This window comes from Bacillus sp. A01H, assembly GCF_045277205.1.
GTDB classification, from domain to species: domain Bacteria; phylum Bacillota; class Bacilli; order Bacillales; family Bacillaceae_G; genus Bacillus_A; species Bacillus_A paranthracis.
Genome location: NZ_CP117702.1, coordinates 721328 through 737518 on the forward strand (window position 1 = coordinate 721328; position 16191 = coordinate 737518).

General features: G+C 34.7%; 10 protein-coding genes. 7 read left to right on the forward strand and 3 right to left on the reverse strand.

Annotated elements, in window-relative coordinates; genetic code table 11:
• Positions 1–17 precede the first annotated feature (17 nt).
• The 3 genes from treR to treC all read left to right on the forward strand — a co-directional run bounded on the left by treR (position 18) and on the right by treC (position 3968).
• Positions 18–728 (forward strand): trehalose operon repressor, encoded by a 711-nt coding sequence (gene treR, locus PSR14_RS03875; RefSeq protein ID WP_000987250.1) that lies wholly within the window; start codon positions 18–20, stop codon positions 726–728.
• A 137-nt stretch (positions 729–865) separates the two neighbouring features.
• A complete protein-coding gene (gene treP / locus PSR14_RS03880; RefSeq protein WP_406644152.1) occupies positions 866–2293 on the forward strand; it encodes a PTS system trehalose-specific EIIBC component in 1428 nt (475 codons plus the stop codon).
• Positions 2294–2306: 13 nt separating this feature from the next.
• Entirely contained in the window at positions 2307–3968 is a 1662-nt protein-coding gene (gene treC, locus PSR14_RS03885) for an alpha,alpha-phosphotrehalase (RefSeq protein ID WP_000656099.1), read from the forward strand.
• A gap of 31 nt (positions 3969–3999) precedes the next feature.
• On the opposite strand, the gene gerKC is transcribed toward treC, so the two are convergent.
• Genes gerKC through gerKA form a run of 3 tightly spaced genes read right to left on the reverse strand, consistent with a single transcriptional unit; the run spans position 4000 to position 7694 of the window.
• Positions 4000–5124 carry a spore germination protein GerKC gene (gene gerKC, locus PSR14_RS03890; protein ID WP_000474039.1) on the reverse strand — a complete coding sequence of 375 codons (1125 nt, stop codon included), beginning with the start codon at positions 5122–5124 and terminating at the stop codon, positions 4000–4002.
• Positions 5105–6211: a GerAB/ArcD/ProY family transporter gene (locus tag PSR14_RS03895; protein ID WP_000185780.1), complete on the reverse strand. Its 1107-nt coding sequence runs from the start codon at positions 6209–6211 to the stop codon at positions 5105–5107. The genes gerKC and PSR14_RS03895 overlap by 20 nt, the downstream gene beginning before the upstream one ends.
• The gene (gerKA, locus tag PSR14_RS03900; RefSeq protein ID WP_098487509.1) at positions 6192–7694 is read right to left on the reverse strand and encodes a spore germination protein GerKA; all 1503 of its coding nucleotides are present in this window, start codon (positions 7692–7694) and stop codon (positions 6192–6194) included. The genes PSR14_RS03895 and gerKA overlap by 20 nt, the downstream gene beginning before the upstream one ends.
• Before the next feature lie 352 nt (positions 7695–8046).
• Between gerKA and PSR14_RS03905 the strand changes: the two genes are divergently transcribed.
• The 4 genes from PSR14_RS03905 to PSR14_RS03920 all read left to right on the forward strand — a co-directional run bounded on the left by PSR14_RS03905 (position 8047) and on the right by PSR14_RS03920 (position 16019).
• Positions 8047–9879 (forward strand): GAF domain-containing sensor histidine kinase, encoded by a 1833-nt coding sequence (locus PSR14_RS03905; RefSeq protein WP_002163754.1) that lies wholly within the window; start codon positions 8047–8049, stop codon positions 9877–9879.
• 1 nt (position 9880) lies between these two features.
• Positions 9881–10522 (forward strand): response regulator transcription factor, encoded by a 642-nt coding sequence (locus tag PSR14_RS03910; RefSeq protein WP_000590668.1) that lies wholly within the window; start codon positions 9881–9883, stop codon positions 10520–10522.
• A 401-nt stretch (positions 10523–10923) separates the two neighbouring features.
• Positions 10924–15165, forward strand: coding sequence for a S8 family serine peptidase (locus tag PSR14_RS03915; protein WP_000820244.1), 4242 nt, complete (start codon positions 10924–10926; stop codon positions 15163–15165).
• A 254-nt stretch (positions 15166–15419) separates the two neighbouring features.
• A complete protein-coding gene (locus tag PSR14_RS03920; RefSeq protein WP_000023363.1) occupies positions 15420–16019 on the forward strand; it encodes a TasA family protein in 600 nt (199 codons plus the stop codon).
• Positions 16020–16191 lie beyond the last annotated feature (172 nt).

The window sequence follows — 16191 nt, forward strand, 5'->3', positions numbered from 1 at the left end:
ACAAGGGGCTATTGTAGATGATGAGTAAGTATGAACAAATTTATACAGAAATCAGTAATTCTATTGATAATAGGCAATTAAAAGAGGGATGCAAAATCCCATCAGAAACTGAATTAATGAAGCAATATGAAGCGAGCCGCGGTACTGTAAGAAAAGCTGTAGATTTATTACAAGAACGTGGATATGTTCAAAAAATACACGGAAAAGGTGTTTTTGTTTTAAAGCGAAAAAATATTGAATTCAACTTTGGTGGTATTGTAAGTTTCCAAGAAGAAAATGAACGTTTAGGACGCCATTGTATTACAGAAGTCGTGGAAATGGAGAAAGTAAAAGCGACAAAAGAGGTTGCAAAGCTATTAAATGTGAAAGAGAAGACAGACATAGATCATATTAAACGCGTACGAAATATTGATGGAGAAAAAGTAATTTTGGATATTAATCATTTTGTATCGGAATATATTCCTGGATTAACGAGTGAGATTGCAGCGGGGTCCATTTATAAATATATTGAGAAAGAACTAGGTCTTCATATTAGTTACTCACAGAGAGTAATTGAAGTGCAACCATGTACAGAGGACGATAGAAAGTATTTAGATTTAAATGGAACAGATTATGTTGTTGTCGTGAAAAACTTTACGCATTTGTATGATGGAAGTCAGTTCGAATATACAGAATCCCGCCACCGCTTAGATATTTTTCATTTTTCGGATGTGGCGCGGAGAAAATAAGGAGATGGAACGTAATGTTTCATCTCTTTTTTTATAAAAAAATGACAAACTCGTATATACGAGTGTTGACTAACTTATATATACGAGTTAATATGTAATTGTAAACGGTATCAAAAAAAGAAAAGAGGGACGGGAATATGGGGAAAGACTATCGTAAAACAGCAGAGGAAGTGTTGCAGTATATTGGCGGGAAAGACAATATTGAACAAGCTGCGCACTGTGTAACGAGACTCCGTATCGCTTTAAAGGATGAAAGTAAAATAGATAACGATAAATTGCAGTCTGTTTCATTAGTGAAGGGAGCGTTTCATAACGCTGGGGTATTTCAAATTGTAATTGGTCCAGGAGATGTTGATCGAGTATATGCTGAATTGATAACGCTTGCAGGTATGAAGGAAGCGACAGTAGCTGATGTAAAAGATTCTGGAAACCAAAAGTTAAATCCAGCTCAAAAGTTTGTAAAAGTATTTTCAGATGTATTTATGCCGATATTACCAGCAATCGTAACAGCTGGTTTATTAATGGGTATTAACAATCTATTAGGCGCAAAGGACTTATTTTTTGATGGAAAAAATTTATTAGATGTGTATCCAAACTTAGGCGGGCTTTGGGATTTAATTAATATGATGGCGAATACAGCATTCGTATTCTTACCGGCACTTGTCGGGTGGTCAGCAACAAAACGTTTTGGTGGTAGTCCAATACTAGGGATTGTTATGGGATTAATGCTTGTGCATCCGGCCTTATTAAATGCCTGGGACTATGGAAAAGCAGCGACTGGTTTAGATGGTCAAAAGATTGAGTACTTCAATATTTTAGGGCTGTTCCAAATTGAGAAGGTAGGATATCAAGGACAAATTTTACCTGTTTTAGTAGCAGCATTTGTATTAAGTAAAGTAGAAATCTTTTTAAAGAAACATGTACCAAATGCAATTCAATTATTAGTTGTACCAATTACAACAATCGTTGTGACAGGTGTATTAGCATTAGGGATTATTGGTCCGGTTACACGTCATATTGGAGATTTATTAACAGTAGGATTAGTAGGTGTATATGAAACAGTACCAGTAGTTGGAGCAGTATTATTTGGAGCATTGTATGCACCACTTGTAATTACAGGTATGCATCATATGTTTATTGCTATCGATTTACAATTAATTGCACAACACGGTGGTACATTCATTTGGCCGATGATTGCTCTTTCTAACATTGCGCAAGGTAGTGCGGCACTTGCGATGTTCTGGATTTCTAAAAATCAAAATGATAAAAGTATGGCATCGACATCAGCAATCTCGGCATATTTCGGTATTACAGAGCCAGCTATGTTTGGTGTAAACTTACGAAATAAATTCCCGTTCTATGCAGCGATTATCGGATCGGCTGTGGTGGCGATATTCATTACATTAAATGGTGTATTAGCACCTGCTATCGGAATTGGTGGATTACCAGCATTTATTTCTATCATTCCGAAATCGATTCCAATGTTTATTGTCGGAATGGTTATCGCAATTGTAATTCCATTTACGTTAACGTGGTTATTTGCAAAACGAGTAAAACAGAAGTAGGAGGAAGTTAAACATGAAGGATTGGCATAAAAGTGTAGTTTATCAAATTTATCCGAAGAGCTTTAATAGCTATTACAATAAAGAAACCGGTGATATAAAAGGGGTTACAGAAAAACTAGATTACTTAAAAGAACTCGGAGTAGATTATATTTGGTTAACACCGATATACCAATCGCCACAAAATGATAATGGATACGATGTAAGTGATTACTACAATATTGATCCATCTTACGGAACGATGGAAGAGTTTGAAGAGCTTTTAGAAGAAGCAAAAGCACGTAACATTGAAATTATGCTTGATATCGTTGTAAATCATAGTTCGACGGAGCATAAGTGGTTTAAAGAAGCGAAGGAAGATAAAAATAGTCCATATCGTAATTACTATATTTGGCGTGATGAAAAAAATAATTGGCAATCTAAGTTTGGTGGGTCTGCTTGGAAATATGATGAGAAGACAGAGCAATATTATTTACATCTATTTGATGAGACACAAGCAGATTTAAACTGGGAAAATGAAAAACTTCGTGAAGAAGTATATGATATGATGCGCTTTTGGCTTGATAAAGGGGTAACTGGATTCCGATTAGATGTTATTAATTTAATTTCAAAAGATCAACAGTTCTTAAATGATAATGGAAGTACGGCGACAAGCGATGGCCGTAAATATTATACAGATGGCCCACGTGTTCATGAATATTTACAAGAAATGAACCGAAATGTTTTTGAAGGGAAAGATGTAATTACAGTTGGAGAAATGTCATCTACGACAATTGATAATTGTATTAAATATTCAAACCCTGAGCGTAATGAATTAAGTATGACGTTTAGTTTCCATCATTTAAAAGTTGATTATCCGAATGGTGATAAGTGGACGAAGGCTGATTTTGATTTTATTAAATTAAAAGAGATTATGTCTAATTGGCAAATTGAAATGCAAAAGGGCGGGGGATGGAATGCGTTATTCTGGTGTAATCATGACCAGCCTCGTATTGTGTCACGCTTCGGTAATGATGAGAAGTATAGAAATGAATCTGCAAAAATGTTAGCAACGGCTATGCATATGTTGCAAGGAACGCCTTATATTTATCAAGGCGAAGAAATCGGTATGACGAATCCTAATTTTGAGTCTATTGAACAATATCGTGATGTGGAATCGTTAAATATATATGATATAAAGTTGGAAGAAGGATTATCAAAAGAAGAGATTATCGGGATTTTAAAACAAAAATCTCGTGACAACTCCCGTACTCCAATGCAGTGGAATGAAGAGATGAACAGTGGCTTTACAACAAGTACACCTTGGATTTCAGTGGCTGAAAACTTTAAAGAAATAAACGTAGAGAAGGCATTAGAAGATAAAGAGTCTGTATTTTATCATTATAAAGAGTTAATAGAACTTAGAAAAACGTATGATGTAATTACAGAAGGAGAATATGCTATTTTGGATGAAAATGATCCTAAAATTTGGGCATATACTCGTACTACAGAAAGTGAAGTGCTACTTGTTATCAATAACTTCTATGGAGAGGAAATAACGTACTCTGTACCAGCGCACGTTCAATTAGATGGAATGCAACAAGAAGTATTACTGTCGAATTATAAAGATTCCAGCAAGGATATTACAAACCTTGACTTAAGACCATATGAATCAATTGTATATCGATATACGAAATAAAAGGTTGTATGCCTGCGTGGCATACAACCTTTTATTTTAAGACACCACTATACAAAATGCTTACTTCTACCTCAGGCTTAAATTTTACTTTTGCATAATCTTTATTCCAATTTTTTTTCTTCCATAGGTCAGGATGATAAGCGATAAGATGTCTACCAATTCCGAAAGCATCACAATTTGCCTTTTGTAACTTTTTCGTTATTTTTTTCGCTTCTTTCGTGAGCTGTTTGGATAGTTCCTTATTTAGTTTTTTTCTTTCATCCATTTTGTAAAGATTATCTCTCGGAGCTTCAAGGGCTATAACTTTTAATTGAAGCTTAATGTGAGCATAAACATTTCCTTTTTTATCTGTTGTTATTTTTAAGTCTCGTTTTAATTTCCGATTGCTCACTTCCATTGTTAAATAGTCAGATGTCTTCTCGGATTCATCGCTAGTAAGTTTTTGGGTTATACGGGCACTTGTTCCCATTTTTCCAGTTAATAATACGAATAAAACAGATTGTTTTAAAGGTAAATGCCCGGTCAATTTATCATTGTTAAATAAAGCTAATCCGTTTGTAATTACTTCTTTTCCTTTTATTTTTATAGAAGGGAGGGTAAAGTCTTTACCCGGATCTAACATTTTTGTAGCAGCTGTTTCTAAAGTTTCTTTTGGAAATACACTCATATCTTCTAAGCTTTTCACTTTTTTCTTTAGAAAATCTCCAATTAGTAAATTTCCTACTTTCTTTTTTTCTAGTATCTCGGATGTTTCACCATCTACTGCAATAAGTTTTACTAAAGCAGTTGGGTTTGTTGGGTCCCGAAAGCTGACATCTAAATAAGGTAGTATACCTTTTTTTAAAATTTTGGTTCCTAGTAATTGAACACCATATTTAAAATAACGAATATTTCCAGTCACATTTTTTTTCAGTGCATCGCTTGTATCTCTTATGTTATGCCCGGTTGCTGAATGTATTTCATTCTCGAATGAAGATTGTTCGCCGCTTGAACTTTTTACGAGCTCAATTGTTTGCTGGAGTTGATTCTCTTCCGTAATATCAGATCCAATACTATAAGCTAACCTTGCTTCCCTTAATGGTTCTTGATCCCAACAGCCAGCAAGGAATGCACTAGTGCATAATACAAAAAGTAATTTAACTCTTTTTTTGAACATACTGTTCTCCTTTCTTATTTCTTATTACTGAATAAAGTAGAAATAAAAGAGGGAGGACAACGATGAAAATATAGGTGAACTTATCTGTGAAAGTTGCAATCACTTTTAATTCTTCAGGTGTATCGATAAATAGGGCTATACTAAAAGCAATAATACCAACGATTGGGACAGCCTTTTTATGATTACCAAGATTGAATATATGTCCAATTCCTATAGAAGCAGCGCAGTAATAACTAGCGATAGAAGCTACAACTGTTATCATCCAAATTGGTATGAATAGTAAATCAGTTCGGTCTATAATCCCGATATGCAAGGATCGTAATAAGTAAGCAACTGGTTCTGGAATAAGCTCAATTTGTTTTGGACTAAATACGATAAAGCAAATCCAAACAGTAAAAGTATAAAAAAGGGTTACAAATCCATTCGCGATAGAAATTGCCTTTAGTTTTGCAATAGAACCCCCATTTACTTTGGGGAAAGCGATAAGAATAATTTCAAAACCATACATAGCTGTAATTGTTTCTTTAGATGCTTGAATAATATTCCACCATCCAGCTTCTGTAATTGGAAAAATATAAGAAAAATCGGCTCGCGTGAGTCCTAAGGCGATTAAAAGAGCCATTGGTAAAATGAGAATAGAGGCCATGACATAAAATCGTACGATGACTTTAAAAGTGTTATAAGCTACATAACAACAAGCTATTGTAAATAGTATGAGAATGGCATACCAAGGAGTTGCTTGTAATATCCACACTTTAATGACATTACAAGCATTCAACATAACCGTCATACCAATAAGGGTAAAATAAAAAACATAAGCAAAACCTAATAGTTTTCCAAACTTATTCCCAAATAGCATACAAACACTTTCATACATATCTGCATCAGGAAATCGTTTTAAGAAAAGCCACATAAGTAAAATAATAAGCTGAATCGCAAGCCCAGCGATGAGTGCAGAAATCCACCCACCGCCTTTAGCAATCGGGTGAAGGCGATTCGGTAGAGAAAGTATGCCTACTCCGATTTGGCACTGAATAACGAAAAAGGTAAATTGAACTAACGAAATTTTACTTTGCGTGTTTGTCACCGTCCTCATCCTCTCTCGTTACATGTTGGCGCTGCATTTTTTTCGGTTTTGGATCATGTGGTCGTTCCCAAAATGACCAAATTGGTAGTCTGACAAAAGAATCTTTCATATCTTTAATCCGCATTGGTGCAACAGGAGAAAGATATGGTGTATGAAAAGAATGAAGCTGACATAAATGAACGAAAGTTATAATGAGACCGAACGATATTCCTACATATCCGAATAGGGCAGCAAGGAGCATTAATGGAAATCGAAGAATCCGAACTGCTGAACTCATATCGTTTGATGGAACGAGAAAAGATGAGATTGCAGTTAAAGCTACAACGATAATCATTGTGTAAGAAACGAGTCCGGCTTTTACAATTGCATCACCAATTACTAAACCGCCTACAATACCGATTGTTTGTCCAACTCTGCTCGGCAAACGAATACCAGCTTCCCGTAATAACTCGAAAATTAGCTCCATTAAGAGAGCTTCAAAAATAGGAGGAAGTGGTACTTTCTCTAATGAAGCTTTAATTGTATATACAAGTTCGAGCGGCAATACATCAGGATGAAAGGCTACGGTTGCGATATATATAGCTGGTAAGAGAAAAGCAATCAAAAAACTCACTAAGCGAATCATTCGGACGAAAGAACCGACAATCCAGCGGTTATTATAATCATCTGGTGATTGATAGAAAGCGAATAATGTAACAGGAACGATGAGCGCTGTTGGATCTCCATCAGATAAAATAGCAACTCGTCCTTCCATTAAATTTGCTGCGACTCTATCTGGACGCTCTGTATTTAATTGCTGCGGAAATGGTGAGAAAGACGTATCCTCTATAAATTCTTGTATATATCCTGGAGGCATAAGTGCATCTGTCTTAATCGTTTCTAACCTTCTTTTTACTTCTGTAACTAAATCGTCATTCGCTATGTTTTGCATATAAGCAATTGCCACTTTCGTATGCATTTCTTCACCAAGTGTGAAATATTTAACGACGATATTTGGACTTTTTATGAGTTTACGAATGGAAGCTAAATTGGTTGCTAAATCTTCTACAAAACCAGTATGTGGTCCACGTACAATGCCTTCATTATCAGGCTCTGCTATATCTCTCTTTAAAGATAAAGCTGTTTCGAAAATACAAAAACTGTCGACTTGTTCATGAAAATATAATGATTTGCCTTGTAATAAAAGTTGCACACCGTAATTTAAATTTGTTTCTTTCTTCATACTTAATGTGGCAAATGCTTTATCTAAAGACAAATCCGACCGAGTTAATAAAGGCTCAAGAGCTAATTGGTGAATTAAATTTAAATCTGCTAAAGATTCGATATATAAGATTGTTCCTTTGCCGTTTTGGAAAGGAAGATCTAATTTTTTTATATCGTCTGAATGACAGAGCTTATTTTCGATATAATTAATGTTTTCCGGAAGTGATGGAAACATATGCTTTTTGTTATTATCTTGTTGTGAGTGCTTCTGTTCGGTCATAATTTCCATCTCCTTTACATTGAAATTATTTCTGTTAATTTTTGTTTTTTGTGAGAAAATTATGCTTGGATTTTTTAGAAAAGTAGGGAAATGGAAAGAACGTATATATTTGCGATATTAATATATATCTTTTGTACTATAGGAGAGTAAATCTAGCGGGATGCATAATTACATCATTTGATGAATAGGAAATTTAAGAAAAACGATTTATAATACTAGTATTGTGTCTTGCCTTTTTAGGTACAGTACACAGCCGGTGATTGGCTAGTGGATGTTCTTCCATTTTGCCAGTGCCGGTTTTTTATTGGATAATAGGGAAAATGAAGTTTTTATAAAGAAAGAAGGGGTTGTTTTGAAGGATGTAAATTCTATCTTTATGAGAGAAAAGATTGCTAGTTCTTATCTTTATTTTATTTCTTTTCTTGGTTTGGTTACTATAACTATATCTTTACTTGAAATTAAAATCCCTTCTCATCCAACAATACTAATAATGTTGTTACTATTTATGGGGATTGCAGAGTATTTTCCTGTAAGATTTTGGAGAGGAACTAGCTCGCTTACTTTTCCGATCATTTACGCTATGAGTTGGCAGTTTGGAATCCATATAACTATTACTGCTATTGTATTCGTAACGCTAATTATTCACCTGCATCGTCGTTCACCGATACAAAGAATGTTATTTAATAGTACTCAGCATGCACTTAGTTTGATTTTGGCCGAATGGTTTTCAAACAAATGTATGTCCTTATTACTTAATAAGATAGTTATGCCAGTTCTATATGAAAATTTAATATCTTTGTTATTATTTTGCGTGTTTTTTTGTTTTTTCAACAATCGTTTTTACGATTTGTTGATGATACTTCTTCCACAGCCATATTCAATATATCAGTGGTATAAAAAAACTGTAACGGTATTTCTTTGCGAAACTTTTGGTTTCTCTTATGCGGCCCTGATGCATGTATTAATTAGTATATATAGTGTGGAAATAAACGAGATTACAGTACTGTTTTTCTTTTTTCCACTTGTAGCAGCTTCAGTTATTAGTTCTTTTTCTGTACGGATAAGGATGGAGAAGGAACGATTATATGAGTTATTTCTTATTACGACCGAAATTAGTCGAGGATTAACTGGAGGAAACTTGAAACATATTAAACAAGCACTTAAAGGTTTTTTTGGCATACAAGCATATGTAATATGGACAAAAGATGATGGGAACTGGAGTATTCTATTAAAAGATGGGAAAGTGCGCTCTTATATTTCTGATGATTCAGAAATATCAAGGGCGTTTGAGGAACTTTCTAAAAATCTTGTATTTAATGATTGGAAAATTGGTACGGCTCCTGGAGATGAAATATTTGATAGTGTTATACGCTCACTTGTATATTTTCCTCTTATAGTAAATGATGAATTAGTCGGAATGTTTGTTGCAGGGAAAAGTAGAAATGCGGGTTTCTTTCCGGAAGATGTACAGTCGTTAGCTACATTTTCTAACCAATTAGCTAACGTTGTTAAAACAAGGATATTGATTTCTGAACAGAAAAAAAGAATGATTTTAGAAGAAAGAAATAGAATTGCCCGTGAAATTCACGATGGTATTGCGCAAACATTAGCGGGGGTAATATTCCAACTAGAATCCGCACGGAAAAAATACCATGATAAACCAAAAGATATGCAGCAAGTAGTTGAGAAAAGCATAAAAGATTTAAGAGGAAGTCTAGGAGAAGTTCGCTATTCTATTTATGCTTTAAAACCATATCCGACACAACAATTAGGTCTTAAGCAGGCAATAGCAAGTAAAATAAAATCTTTAAAACGAGAATATGAATTAGACATTACCTATCATGAAAGAGGCCATGCACGTGCGCTTAGTTTTTCAAAAGAAAGAGTTATATTTGATACATTACAAGAGAGTTTGCAAAACATTGTAAAACATGCACAAGCAAAAAAGGCTGATGTTTTACTCAGTTATCAAAGTGAACACGTTCTTTTAAGGGTTAAGGATAATGGAGTTGGCTTTTCACTATTTGAGTCTATGGTTAAAACAAAGAATGAGCCACATTATGGTATATTACATATGAATGAACAAGCTGACCAATTAGGGGCTACTTTACAGATTGATAGTTCTATAGGAAAGGGGACAGAAATTACACTGTTAATTCCAGATTCACAAACAAGGGGTGCGTAAAATGATTAAAATATTAGTAGTAGATGATCATGCTTTTTTACGGGATGCAATTCGGAGCATACTAGAAGATGAATCTGATATGAAAGTGGTTGGAGAAGCTAGCTCTGGGGATGAAGTATTGGGAAAAGTAGAAGAATGCGGACCAGATTGTATTTTGATGGATATTAACCTGCCAGGGAAAAATGGGATTGAAGCTACAGAGTTAGTGAAAAAAATTTATCCGAGTTGCCGAGTACTTGTGTTTACAATGTATGAACATGATGAGTATTTAATGGATGCACTTCAGGCCGGTGCTGATGGTTATTTATTGAAGGATTCCTCATCAGAGCAGGTAGTAGCAGCAATTCGAATGTTATATCGAGGTGATTCAGTTATTCATCCGCGTATGACTAAAAAATTAATTACATATCATCAGCAAAAAATGAAAGTAGAATCAAATGAAAATGAACTGACGGAACGTGAAAAGGAAATTCTCTTTGAACTAGTAAAAGGACTTAGTAATAAAGAAATTGCTGAAGTTTTATATATTAGTGATAAAACAGTTAAAATACACATCAATAAAATTTTTAAAAAACTAAATGTGAAAAGTCGATCGCAAGCAGTGATTTATGCAGTTCGAAATCAATTGGTTCCGCTAGATTAAATAAGAAATTTATCAAAGAACTATCGTGTCGATTTATTCTGTATCACAAAGAATAAATGACAAGATAGTTCTTTTGTACTATGTAGGCATAGAATAATTAGAGAAAAGATACTCCTTTTGTTTAATTTTCAGAATAATCAAAATGTGAAATAATAAAAATAGAATTACATTTTAATATTGTTAATAATTCATTTCATGAAAATCTTTTGTTGGAAACAAATGATGGGGGGCTCTTATAAAAAGAGTAAAGTGAGTGGTTAGCTATATGAGGTATGGGGATGGTAGTAGTGTTGGAATCTTTCATGATACAAAAGATTAAGATTGATAGAGTTTCCGATGCTACATGGGAATGTAAGAATCAATTTGTTTCAAAAATAATATGAATAATGGGGAGATGCAATATGAAACGAGGGAAATTTGGAAAGGTTCTTATTGGAACGTTAACAGTTGGAATGTTATTGTCTCAAGGGATTCCATATAACGTATTAGCGGAAGAGGTAAATACATCTACTTTAACTGGAATTGATGATGCAGATGCTATCTTAAAAGGCCTTACAAAGGAACAACGTAATGCCTTAAAAACGTTAGATACAAAACCAGGTTTTGTTATTTCGCCAGGTATCAATACAGCAAGTCCTAATAATGTAAATGTGATTATAGAATTTAAGCAAGCGCCTAGCAAAATTGAGGTATTAAAACAAGCGGCTAAAGGGAAAAAGATAGCTCTTTCAAATGCGGAACAAAAGGTAGAGGCATCACATAAAGGATTTAAAGCAGAGCTTGAACAGCTTCAAAAGAATAAAGAGAAAGGGACAAATGTAAAATCTGCAAAAATAACAAGAGAGTATAAGAATGCTTTTAATGGTGTAGCGATTTCTTTACCAGCAAATATGATCGAAGACTTAGTTCGTACCGGTATCGTTAAGCGCGTATGGGAAGATCATGAGGTTAAAATTGATTTGCCGAAAGAAACAGCTAAGACTGCTGTTGAACCAAAAATGGTAGATAGTGTACCGCAAATTGGTGTGGACAAGCTGCATGATGAAAAAATAACAGGTAAAGGAATTAAGGTAGGTGTACTGGACACAGGTATTGATTACAACCACCCGGATTTGAAAGATGCATATAAAGGATATCGTGCAAAACAAGGTGAAGATCCAAGTAAAGTAGATCCGAACTCAATAAAAGGATGGGACTTTGTGAATAATGATGCTGATCCAATGGAGACAACGTATAAGGATTGGCAAAATTCTGGAGGATATCCTGAAATTTATGAGGGAAGTGCATATTATACATCCCATGGTACGCATGTAGCCGGGACAATTGCTGCAGACAAACAGAATAGTGTGGATTATGCAGTGAAGGGCGTTGCTCCAGATGTAGATTTATATTCATATCGCGTACTAGGTCCGTATGGAAGTGGACAAACAAGCGGTATTCTTGCTGCGATTGATAAAGCAGTGAAAGACGATATGGATGTTATCAATTTATCACTAGGAGCGTCTATTAATGATCCTTTATATCCTACTTCTGTTGCAGTGAACAATGCGATGTTAGCAGGTGTTGTTACAGTAGTAGCAGCTGGTAATAGTGGTCCGGAAGAAGGTACGATAGGATCACCTAGTGCAGCAGCACTTCCAATTACAGTTGGAGCCAGTGACGCTGCAATGAATATTCCAACGTTTTCCGCCGATGCAGGTGATGTACATGTAGATAAGATGATGCTACTTGGAAAAAGCTTTACTGATAAGATTGAAGATTTGAAAGGACAATCCTTATCGGTTGTATATGCAGGACTTGGGAAATTAGATGATTTTACAGGGAAAGATGTAAAAGGGAAGTTAGCTCTTATCCAACGTGGTGAGATTACATTTGATGAAAAAATTAAAAATGCTAAGGAAGCAGGCGCAAAGGCGGTAATTGTATACAACAATGTAGATGGGGAAATTACAAGTTATCTTGGGGAAAGTACTTCATCTATTCCATCGTTCCGCTTAACAAAAGTAGATGGTGAGAAATTGCAAGCAAAAGCTGTACAAGGAGATGTGTCGTTAGCATTTGGAGAACTTAGTAATATAAAAACAGAGGGAGATCATTTGGCTGATTTCAGCTCCCGTGGTCCTGCAACTAAAACAGATGATATTAAGCCAGATATTGTAGCACCAGGTGTGTCTATTTTCTCAACTGTTCCTGAATATATTAATGATCCAAAAGATGGAGAAAATTATCCGGTAGCGTATGGACGTATGTCAGGTACATCTATGGCAACTCCTCATACTGCAGGGGTAGCGGCACTTATTTTACAAGAACATCCAAACTATAGTCCATTTGAAGTAAAAGAAGCACTTATGAATACCGCAGTTGACCTAAAAGAAGAGCGTTCTGTATTTGAGGTGGGTTCTGGACGAATTGATGCATATCGTGCAGTTCATGCAGATACATCTATCGAGGTTATCGATAAAACATCAAACGTTGTAGATGATGAAGAAGTAGAAATTGAAGAAAAAACAGGTTCTATTGCGTTTGGGTATAAAAATCAAATTGAAAATGGGCCTATTAAAGATAGTCGAAAAGTCTTAATTAAGAACAGCAGTAAAACTGATGGAAAAGAGTTTAAATTAGAAGTAGAGTTTTCATCTACAAGTGTAGGTGTGCAAGATGCAGCGAAGAATGGTGTGAAGCTAAATGTACCAGATTCTATTAAAGTAGCTCCTAGTACATCAGAGGAAATTAGCCCTGAAATTATCATTCCAGAAAACGCTGAATTTGGTAGATATGAGGGCTATATTCATATTTCAAATAAAAACAATGAAAAAGAAGTGTATCAAGTACCATTTGCAGTTAAATTCACAGAAAAAGGGATTGCGTCTGTAGATTTACTGAGAGATGCAATGGCAACAGATGCATCTAAATTCCATCCGTTTATGGAGAGACCAAGTTCGCCTTTGACATTTAAACTAAATAGTCCTCTTGAAACTATTGATGCAGTTGTGAAGGACCGAAAGACAGGAAAGGCATTAGGAGTCGTTGGTACACTTAATGCAAGTAGTCTAACACCGAATATTGAATATATGATGTTTTCTGGTATGGGAGGGTATGTACTTCCATTCACAGGAGACCCAGCTCATCCAATTGGGGATAAACCTGTTATGTTGCCTGATGGAGATTACGAATTGAACTTCGTTGGATATGATAAAGAAGGAAAATCGTATACAAAAGGCGATAGCATTATCATTGATAATGTTATACCGGAAATGAAATTTAAGGATGTACAACCTGGTATACATGAAGTAAATGATTCTATGTTTAAAGAAGAAGACGGCCAACGTGCATTATGGGTGCATGGTAATATTTATGATTCTACAGTAGATGCATTAAAAGCAAAAGGCTTGCAGTATAGTCAAAAAGCGAACCAAATTGTATATTATCAAAACTCAGCCTTTCCATCAGGTTGGCTGAATACAATTCAAGCAAATGGTGATTTTAAATTTGGAGTACTTCCAGAGGAAATAAATGAGCCGTTAAATTTAAAATTATTTGGATATGATCTTGCAACTGCAGGGAATATGGCAACTGGATATAAAGATTACGTCTTTGTAAAGGAAGGGACAGAATACGCTGTTCCAAGTTATGACAAAGATAAAATCAAATTAGGAGAGAAAATTACGTTAACTTTGAATCTTAATAATGTAAAACAGCTTATGTCAGGTACATTTGAAATTCCTTATTACAAGCAGCTCTTTAAATTTACAGATGTGAAACCAAATCCAGCACTTACGGAATATGTAAAACAACATGGACTGAACCTTAAATTAGAAGATCCGAAGATAAGTGAAGAAGGAGCTTGGGAAAACAAGGTGAAAGTTGGGGCATCATTAGAAGGAAAAGAATTTAAAGGATTAGATGGAGATACACCATTTTTAGATGTTACATTCGAGATGACGAACGATGAATACTTTAATGATTTAACTGCATTTGGAGTAGAGAAGTTCTCTTATACAAAAGCTGGTGCATCAGAAGGCATTGAGATTCCTGCGTTTAAAGATAAATCTTTTGCTATTGTTTCGAAACATTCAACGATTACAGGATATATTGGCCCGGAAGCTTTCTTGAATGAAGAGGGGTATTTAGGTAAGAAAGACTATACAAAACTAGGAGCAAAAGTGTACGCAGTTGGCAAGGATGGAAAGAAATATACAGGAACGATTGGTGATAACGGGCAATTTGAAATTCATAGTGTCCCAGTAAGTGATAAAGAATATGATATTTTCGTAGAAATGCCAGGTCATTTAAATAGTAAATTAACAGCAAAAATAGGGAAGGTGCAAGATGGTGAATTAGTGGGACAAAACTTTAGAGCTGACATGGATGATAACCTTGCAGGTGATGTAAATGGAGATAAAATGGTAGACATTCAAGATGCTAGAATAGCAGCTTTATCGTATGGAAAAGGAAAAGTATCTGTAAAAGATGGAGATATAAATCAAGATGGTGTTGTAGATGAAACAGATATTCGTTTTATTGAGAAAAACTTCTTGAAAAAGAGTTCAGATGCTAAAGAAAATCAGAAACCGAAAGAAAATGTAGGTCCGGTGACATTAGATAAAATCTTACGCTCTATTGGCTTAGAACCAAAAAAATAAGTGGGCAAAACTCTAGAGTAAATAATGCAATCAGACAATGAATAGTAAATGAAATGAGATTGGCTAACAAATAACCGGTAATAATTTACGGTAACATTACCGGTTATTTTAAAAGTAATAGTCGTTTTGATACATGAAGTAACTAGTTTAAAGTTGGTTCACTTTCGCTGTGGGACAAGGTAGTTGCTTAAATTATTTTGTGGGATGGAAATAAGGTTTGTAGTTTGAACTTTAAAAATAGGGGGACTTGTGAAATGAGCATTAAGAAAAAACTTGGTATGGGTGTTGTAACTGCAGCACTTGGCTTATCTTTAATTGGCGGGGGAACATATGCGTATTTTAGTGATAAGGAAGTGTCACAAAACACTTTTGCAGCGGGGACTTTAGATTTGAGTGTGAATCCTGAAGTTGTTATTAATGTCGATAATATTAAACCAGGTGATGAAATGGAGCGTGGTTTTCAATTAGTAAACAAAGGAACTTTAGCAATAGGAGATGTGAAACTCCTGACAGATTACAGTGTAATCGATGCTAAAGGAGATAATGGAAATGCTGATTTTGGTGATCATATCCGTGTTGATTTCTTGTGGAATTTGGATAAAAATGAGGTTCCAATTTGGTCTACTACATTATCTGATTTAAAGGTATCTACGCAAAATGGAAGTATTCCTGATCTTGTACAAAAAGGTGTTGTAGACCGAGAAGGAAATGGACTTGCTTCTGGTGATGATGATACTTTCTATGTAATGTTCACATTTGTAGATAATAATGCAGAGCAAAATGTATTTCAAGGAGATTCATTAAAATTAAATTGGACTTTCAATTCAATGCAGACAAAAGGTGAAGAGAAATAAAAATAAATGTTATATACGAGAATCAATTGATAAATAAAACTTTTAATAATGTAAAGGTTGATTTAGTGAATCAACCTTTTTTTGTTTTTAGATTTTTTATAGTATTCATAGCAGTACTTCTAATATGTATGGTGAATTGAATAGAGGATATATGGAAGTGATGGAAACATAT

Bases quoted from the DNA above. Each gene is read 5' to 3' on its own strand.
- treR (WP_000987250.1), top strand. From the start codon at position 18: ATGATGAGTAAGTATGAACAAATTTATACAGAAATCAGTAATTCTATT.
- treP (WP_406644152.1), top strand. From the start codon at position 866: ATGGGGAAAGACTATCGTAAAACAGCAGAGGAAGTGTTGCAGTATATT.
- treC (WP_000656099.1), top strand. From the start codon at position 2,307: ATGAAGGATTGGCATAAAAGTGTAGTTTATCAAATTTATCCGAAGAGC.
- gerKC (WP_000474039.1), bottom strand. From the start codon at position 5,124: ATGTTCAAAAAAAGAGTTAAATTACTTTTTGTATTATGCACTAGTGCA.
- gerKA (WP_098487509.1), bottom strand. From the start codon at position 7,694: ATGACCGAACAGAAGCACTCACAACAAGATAATAACAAAAAGCATATG.
- PSR14_RS03910 (WP_000590668.1), top strand. From the start codon at position 9,881: ATGATTAAAATATTAGTAGTAGATGATCATGCTTTTTTACGGGATGCA.
- PSR14_RS03915 (WP_000820244.1), top strand. From the start codon at position 10,924: ATGAAACGAGGGAAATTTGGAAAGGTTCTTATTGGAACGTTAACAGTT.
- PSR14_RS03920 (WP_000023363.1), top strand. From the start codon at position 15,420: ATGAGCATTAAGAAAAAACTTGGTATGGGTGTTGTAACTGCAGCACTT.